8 protein-coding genes are annotated in these 6,462 nt (G+C 66.8%); 2 read left to right on the top strand and 6 right to left on the bottom strand.

Annotated elements, in window-relative coordinates; genetic code table 11:
* Positions 1–23: 23 nt before the first annotated feature.
* From AX702_RS03535 to AX702_RS03520, 4 genes are all read right to left on the bottom strand, one after another.
* Entirely contained in the window at positions 24–992 is a 969-nt protein-coding gene (locus AX702_RS03535; RefSeq protein WP_066776229.1) for a ferritin-like domain-containing protein, read from the bottom strand.
* Between the two features lie 205 nt (positions 993–1,197).
* Entirely contained in the window at positions 1,198–1,479 is a 282-nt protein-coding gene (locus tag AX702_RS03530; RefSeq protein WP_066776226.1) for a ribbon-helix-helix domain-containing protein, read from the bottom strand.
* A gap of 134 nt (positions 1,480–1,613) precedes the next feature.
* The gene (locus tag AX702_RS03525) at positions 1,614–1,886 is read right to left on the bottom strand and encodes a hypothetical protein (RefSeq protein ID WP_066776224.1); all 273 of its coding nucleotides are present in this window, start codon (positions 1,884–1,886) and stop codon (positions 1,614–1,616) included.
* A 33-nt stretch (positions 1,887–1,919) separates the two neighbouring features.
* Positions 1,920–2,189 (bottom strand): hypothetical protein, encoded by a 270-nt coding sequence (locus tag AX702_RS03520; RefSeq protein WP_066776221.1) that lies wholly within the window; start codon positions 2,187–2,189, stop codon positions 1,920–1,922.
* 161 nt (positions 2,190–2,350) lie between these two features.
* Between AX702_RS03520 and AX702_RS03515 the strand changes: the two genes are divergently transcribed.
* A complete protein-coding gene (locus tag AX702_RS03515; protein ID WP_066776216.1) occupies positions 2,351–4,402 on the top strand; it encodes a carbon starvation CstA family protein in 2,052 nt (683 codons plus the stop codon).
* Positions 4,399–4,578, top strand: a complete 180-nt coding sequence (locus tag AX702_RS03510) for a YbdD/YjiX family protein (protein ID WP_066776213.1) — start codon at positions 4,399–4,401, stop codon at positions 4,576–4,578. Before AX702_RS03515 ends, AX702_RS03510 begins: the two co-directional genes overlap by 4 nt.
* An 83-nt stretch (positions 4,579–4,661) precedes the next feature.
* On the opposite strand, the gene treA is transcribed toward AX702_RS03510, so the two are convergent.
* Together treA and AX702_RS22385 are read right to left on the bottom strand one after the other, a co-directional pair.
* Positions 4,662–6,215: an alpha,alpha-trehalase TreA gene (gene treA / locus AX702_RS03505; protein ID WP_066776210.1), complete on the bottom strand. Its 1,554-nt coding sequence runs from the start codon at positions 6,213–6,215 to the stop codon at positions 4,662–4,664.
* 2 nt (positions 6,216–6,217) lie between these two features.
* The coding region (locus AX702_RS22385; RefSeq protein ID WP_443026279.1) for an alpha/beta hydrolase at positions 6,218–6,462 on the bottom strand (245 nt) is incomplete at its 5' end.

Raw genomic sequence — 6,462 nt, 5'->3', positions numbered from 1 at the left:
AAACAAGCGAGGCGGGCGGCGCCTCAGCTCGTCGCGGTGGACTTGATCGTGCCGTTGACCCCGGCGGTGAAGAAGCCGCCGCTCGTGGCAGTCCCGCTGTTCAGATAGAGAATGTTGAGCACCTGCTGCGGCGTCCGGCTGATGGCGAGGCCATTGGCGTTCAGCGGCGCGACATTGGCGATCGCATCGCCCGATGCGGAGGCGGTGGGCCGCACCCCCTGGTCCAGATCGGTCGTGGCGCCATCCAGCGTGTCACGCGCGCCGGAGATCGCCTCCGTCGCATCGATCAGCGACGGGGTGCTCAGCCCGCGGCGATAGAGCAGAGCGCGCAGGGCGGCGGCATGGTGCGCCTCCACTGCCATCATCCCGCCGACAGCTTCCACATAAGCGGAAGTGGTGATCAGCCCCATGATGCCGCCATAAGCCGTGACGCTCACGTCCTTCAGCATGAATGCAGCGAGCAGGAAATTGTCCTCGCTGGCATAAGGATCGAACGACTGGGCGTTGCCGATCATCGCGGCCGCGCGGGCGAGGCCGCTGAACGCATTGGCTGCGGCGGAGCCGAGGTCGATCGCGGGCTGTGCCACGGCATAGGAGGTCGTCAGCGAGCTGCGCAGGAAGCGGACATGCGCCAGGCCGTCAGCGGCCATTTCCTTCGCGATGGAAGCGAGCGCGGCGTCGCCGAATGACACCGCCCGCGCCCCCGTCGCCACGCCGGCCGTGCCGCTGCCCGAAATGTCGTCAGCCGCCAGCACCGCGCCGCCGGTCGCCACCGAGAAGAAGTTCGCTTGCAGATATTCGACGTTCAGAATGAAGTTCAGCACGTCGAGTTCGGTGGCCACCGTCTGCGCCGCCGCCGGCTGCGTCGTGAGCGCGAGTGCGCCGGCACCGACCGCTGCCGCGCCAAAGGCAGTGGCAAAGAAGGCACGTCGATCGGCGCGCTGCGGCCCGCGCGCCTCCGGCGTCTCGATCAACGTTTCCGTCTGCGACATCGCGGCTTCCTTCTTCTTTCTACGCGCACCGGGCGGCAAACACCCCAGCCCCGTGCCTAATCGGTTTCGCTGTCCGTTCCCTGAACGGATCGACAGGAACGCGCTAGCGGGAAAGTGCGCGCAAGGAAATGCGATGCTTGGCCGCGGGAGTCGCTATCCACGCGCCGCACAGGCGCCGCCCTGTTGCGGCGGGACAGCGACAGGGTCAGGCGGGTGACAGGCCGTCATCCGCTTGCCGGCGCATCGTTTCCGCCAGCAGCCAGGTCCGCAGCGCGCTGGCCAGATTGGGGGGATCGGCTGCGCCGATGCGCACGGCGTCGATTTCCGCGACCAGCGCGGACAACGGCAATCGACGCGCAGCCGCCGCCTGTTCCAACGCCTGCCAGAACAAGGGTTCAAGGCTGATCGAGGTAGGATGGCCGGCGATGGTGATCGATCGCTTGACCGGCCCGGCGAACCCGCCGTGTGGCGGCCGGATATCGATCATGAAGGCCGCCCCGCCCGTCCGTCCTCAGCGGGTGGTCGACGCTCGTCCATGCGACCGCTGGGTGCGCGATGATCCGTCCGCTTCATGGTCATGATCTGACGGGCGTCGGAGCATCGCGCAACCGGCGACAATGCCTATTCGAGGTCGGATTCGCTCACCACGATCGGATTTGCGTCCGAATTCCGGCTCAGTGCGGACAGTGCCGCTTCCGTCACCTGATCGATGAAGCGGTTGAACATGTCGACCGCATCGCCGTCCGGGCGATCGCCGCTCAACGCTTCCAGCAGGTCATATTGGACGGCGAATTCGTAATCGTCGCCATCGACCTCGCCGGTGAACTCCACGAGCTCGGCGTCGATGTTGTCGAGAACGGAACTGGTATCGATCTCCAACTGGCCGTCTGCCATCAGCTACTTCCTTCTGTTTGGATACGTCGCCGGTCAGGCCGGCAGGCGTCGCGCGAGATCGCCGATAGCTTCGCCGACGAACGTGTCGAGGGGCATGCCGGCTTCCAGGTGGATCGGCCGCTCAAGGGTCAGCACCGCCTCTCCCTTCATGCCTTGCTCCAGTTGCAGCCACGCACGCACGGCCGCCTCGAGGTTGGTGACTTCGGGCACTTCTTCTCCCCCGCGCGTGACGTTTTCGAGCGAGGCACTCATCTTCCAGTCTATCGAGGGGTCGAGTGCATCGCCCCAGGTGGCTTCCGCCATGCTGCGTCTCCCGCGCCGGTTCCGGTACTGCCCCCCAATCGCCGGAACCCGCAGGAGGGTTCCCGTCGGCGCGCAATGCGCGCGCCGCCGGTGGTGCTGGCCGCGCGGCACGCCATGCACTAGGGGCGGCGCTTATGGACCATGCGCAAAGAGGATTTCAGATGACGCGGCATCTTCCATGGATCGCGCTGGCGCTTGTCGGAGCCGGCAGCCTGGGGGTGGTCGCCACCGTCCGCGGCGAGCCGGTCAATGCGCTGTGGATCGTCGCCGCCGCTGTGTCCGTCTATCTGGTTGCTTACCGCTACTACGCCCTGTTCATCGCCCGCGCCGTGGTTGGCATCGATCCGTCGCGCCCCACCCCTGCCGTTCGCCGTGCCGACGGGCTGGATTATGTGGCCACCGACCGCCGCGTCCTGTTCGGCCACCATTTCGCCGCCATTGCCGGTGCCGGCCCGCTGGTCGGCCCGGTGCTCGCGGCACAGATGGGCTATTTGCCAGGCACGCTCTGGATCCTCGCGGGCGTGGTACTGGCGGGCGCGGTGCAGGACTTCATGGTCCTGTTCATTTCCATGCGCCGCGACGGCAAGTCGCTGGGTGAACTCGTCCGCATGGAGATGGGCGCGGTGCCCGGCACCATCGCGCTGGTCGGCGCCTTCATGATCATGGTCATCATTCTGGCCGTGCTGGCGCTGATCGTGGTGCGTGCGCTGGCGGAAAGCCCGTGGGGGCTGTTCACCGTTATCGCCACCGTGCCGCTTGCGATGCTGATGGGCGCCTACACCCGCTGGATCCGCCCCGGCGCGATCGGCGAAGTGTCAGTGATCGGCTTCATCGGCCTGATCGCGGCGATCATCTTCGGGCAGAATGTGGCAGAGAGTGCCACCTGGGCGCCGATCTTCACGCTGACACCGGTGCAGCTGTGCTTCGGTCTGATCGTGTACGGCGCAGTCGCCTCCCTGCTGCCCGTGTGGCTGCTGCTTGCGCCGCGTGACTATTTGTCGACGTTCCTCAAGATCGGCGCGATTGCAGCGCTCGCGATCGGCATCGTCGTGCTCGCCCCGCCGCTGAAAATGCCGGCGCTGACCGAGTTCGCCTTCAGTGGCACCGGCCCGGTCTGGGCTGGGCCGCTGTTCCCGTTCCTGTTCATCACCATCGCATGCGGCGCCGTCTCCGGCTTCCACGCGCTGATCAGCAGCGGCACCACGCCCAAGCTGATCGCCAGCGAGGGCGATGCGCCGTTCATCGGCTATGGCGCGATGCTGATGGAAAGCGCGGTCGCGATCATGGCGCTGATCGCGGCCTCGATTCTCGACCCCGGCATCTATTTTGCGATGAACACGCCCGCCGCGATCACCGGCGGCGATCCGGCGACGGCGGCGGCGGCGATCAGCGCGATGGGCTTCCCGATCTCCGCCGACACGCTCGCCACCACCGCGCGCGAGGTCGGCGAGACGACGATCGTCAGCCGCGCGGGCGGCGCGCCGACGCTGGCGGTGGCGATGGCGGAGATCTTCAGCAACGTGCTCGGCGGCCCCGGAATGAAGGCCTTCTGGTATCATTTCGCGATCCTGTTCGAGGCGTTGTTCATCCTCACCGCCGTCGATGCCGGCACCCGGTCGGTCCGCTTCATGCTGCAGGACCTGCTCGGGTTGGTGAGCCCGCGTTTCAAGGAGACGTCCAGCTTCGTGCCCGGGCTGGTCGCGACATTGATCTGCGTCGGAGCCTGGGGCTTCTTCCTCTACCAGGGGGTCACCGATCCACTCGGCGGGGTGAACACGCTTTGGCCGCTGTTCGGCATCTCCAACCAGATGCTCGCGGCGGTTGCGCTGATGCTGGCAACGGTGGTGCTGGTGCGGATGAAGCGCGATCGATTCGCCTGGGTGACGATCGTACCGGCGGCTTGGCTTGTCCTGTGCACCGGCACGGCGGGGCTGATGAAGCTGTTCCACCCCGATCCGAAGATCGGCTTCCTCGCCCATGCCGAGGTGTTTTCGGACGCTATCGCGCGCGGCGAGGTGCTGAAGCCTGCCGCCTCCATGGCGGAGATGGGCCGCATCGTCTTCAACGACCGGATCGACGCCGGGCTCTGCGCGCTGTTCCTCGCCGTAGTGGCCGCCATTCTGGTCTATACGGTGCGCACCTGCCTCGCCGCGGGCCGTCTGGCCCGGCCAAGCGCGACGGAGATCCCGCCGGTTCTGGGTGTCGCGCGGTGAGCCTGCTGTCGCGCCTTGCGCAGACCGCGCGGCTGATGGTCGGCATGCCGGACTACGATGCCTATTGCCGGCACGTCGCAGACCACCATCCCGGCGCCACGCCGATGACGCGGGCGGAATTCTTCCGCGATCGCCAGCAGGCCCGCTACGGCAGCGGCGGCGGACGATGTTGCTAGCCTCTCTCCGTTCGTACTGAGCTTGTCGAGGTACGTGCCAGGAACGCCTCCTTCGACAGGCTCAGGGCGAACGGCCGAGGTAGTCACAGGTCCGGATAACGCTCCAGGATCGCGCTGGTCACGCCATTGGTCCAGCCGAAGCCGTCCTGCGTCGGATATTCCCCGCCGCCGCCGGGCTTGCGCTCCTCGACGTCATATTTCTCCAGCATCTTGCCCGTCTCGGCATAGGTCGTGGAAACGGTGTCCAGCCAGCGCTTCGCGATCTCGCGCGCCAGCTCACCTTGCCCGTTCTTCTCCAGCCCGGCGATCCCCACCCATTGCAGCGGCGCCCAGCCATTGGGCGAATCCCATTGCTGGCCGGTGCGCACCGGCGTGGTGCGCAGGCCACCCGTCGCCAGCAGATCGCGGCGGACGCTTGCGGCAACGGCCGCCGCCTGCTGCGGCGAGGCTGCGCCCGCGAACAGCGGGTAAAGCGTGGCGGCCGAGATGCGCGGCGTGGGCTTGCGCGTCACCCGGTCCCAATCGGCGTAGCGCCCTTGCCCGGCGACCCAGAAATAGCGGTTCAGCGCGGCGCGGCGCTTGTTCGCCAATGCCGTGAACGACGCAGCGCCCGCCTGATCCCCTGCGGCTGCGCTGCGCCTGGCGATCGCTTCCTCCATGATCAGCATCAGGCTGTTGAGATCGACCGGCACGATGTCGGTCGTCCGAATGGAGGCGAGCCGCTGCGGATCGGAAAGCCAGCGGCTGCTATAATCCCAGCCGCTCTCCGCCCCCGCCCGCAGGTGGCGGTACATCTCCTCCGCCGGACGGCTGGGGTCTTCCTTGGCGGTGATCAGATCCTCGGCGAAGCTTTCATCGCGCGGCAGCGGGCGATCGTCCCAATAGCGGTTCAGCAGCGTGCCATCGGGCATCCGCACCACGCGGTCGCACGCCCCGTTCGAATCGAGGCACGACGCGCCCTTCATCCAATAGGCATGTTCTTTCTTCAGCGCCGCCAGCCGCTTCGCCGCCGTCGCTGGATCGGTGTCCTTCGACAGGTCCAGCATCGCCGCGTAGAATGGCGGCTGCGATCGGCCGAGGTAGTAATTGCGCATTCCGTTGGGGATATGGCCGTACCGCTCGATCGTGTCGGTGAAGTTCGCCAGCATGGATTCCACCAAAGGCTGCTGCCCATCGACGGCGAGGCCCAGCATGGTGAAATAGCTGTCCCAATAATACATCTCGCGGAAGCGGCCGCCCGGGACGACATAGGGATGGGGCATCGGAAGCAGCGAGGAACCGGCGACCTGTTCGTCCGGCTGGCGCACCAGCATCGGCCACAGGTTCCGGATATGGCGCCGTAGATCCGTCGCGCCGCGATCGTTGACACCCGGGACGGTGAAGTTTGCGAGCACGAAGCTGCGCAGCGCTTCAGGCGTGGCCGGCCGCTCACGGCGATAATCCGCCATGATCGCCTGCGGGTCGCGCTTGGGCGCGGCATCGGCGAAGGTCTTGCCATCCGGGAAGAGGCGGCCGGTCTGCACCGCGCTGAACAGGTCGCCGTACAGCGCCGCCGGCGATTGCTGCGCGCCCAGCGGTTCCGCGACCAGCGCGCATACCGCCAGCGATGTCCCGACCAGCGAATGCCAAAGCTTCATCGTCAATTACCCCTGTTGTCCGAGCGCGCCGGCTCCGCGCCCAAATGCCGGTCGAAAAAGGCCGAAACAAGCCGGAAAGCCTCCATGGATTCAGGCATGTCCGGCCAGACGAAGAAGGCATGGCCCAGCCCGTCGAAGATCTGAAGCTCGCTCGTGACGCCCATCGCGCTCAGTTGGCGATGCTGCCACGTCAGCACGCTGGAGGCGAAATCGCGGCTTCCGGCAAGCTGCAGCGTCGGCGGGAATT

Source organism: Sphingomonas sp. CCH5-D11 (genome assembly GCF_001557395.1).
Classification (GTDB): domain Bacteria; phylum Pseudomonadota; class Alphaproteobacteria; order Sphingomonadales; family Sphingomonadaceae; genus Sphingomonas.
The sequence above is the reverse complement of the archived record's forward strand: the minus strand, read 5'-3'. Positions and strand labels throughout refer to the sequence as shown.

What these genes read in the sequence shown, in the direction of transcription:
- AX702_RS03535 (WP_066776229.1), bottom strand. Translation starts at nt 992, where the DNA reads ATGTCGCAGACGGAAACGTTGATCGAGACGCCGGAGGCGCGCGGGCCG.
- AX702_RS03530 (WP_066776226.1), bottom strand. Translation starts at nt 1,479, where the DNA reads ATGATCGATATCCGGCCGCCACACGGCGGGTTCGCCGGGCCGGTCAAG.
- AX702_RS03525 (WP_066776224.1), bottom strand. Translation starts at nt 1,886, where the DNA reads ATGGCAGACGGCCAGTTGGAGATCGATACCAGTTCCGTTCTCGACAAC.
- AX702_RS03520 (WP_066776221.1), bottom strand. Translation starts at nt 2,189, where the DNA reads ATGGCGGAAGCCACCTGGGGCGATGCACTCGACCCCTCGATAGACTGG.
- AX702_RS03515 (WP_066776216.1), top strand. Translation starts at nt 2,351, where the DNA reads ATGACGCGGCATCTTCCATGGATCGCGCTGGCGCTTGTCGGAGCCGGC.
- treA (WP_066776210.1), bottom strand. Translation starts at nt 6,215, where the DNA reads ATGAAGCTTTGGCATTCGCTGGTCGGGACATCGCTGGCGGTATGCGCG.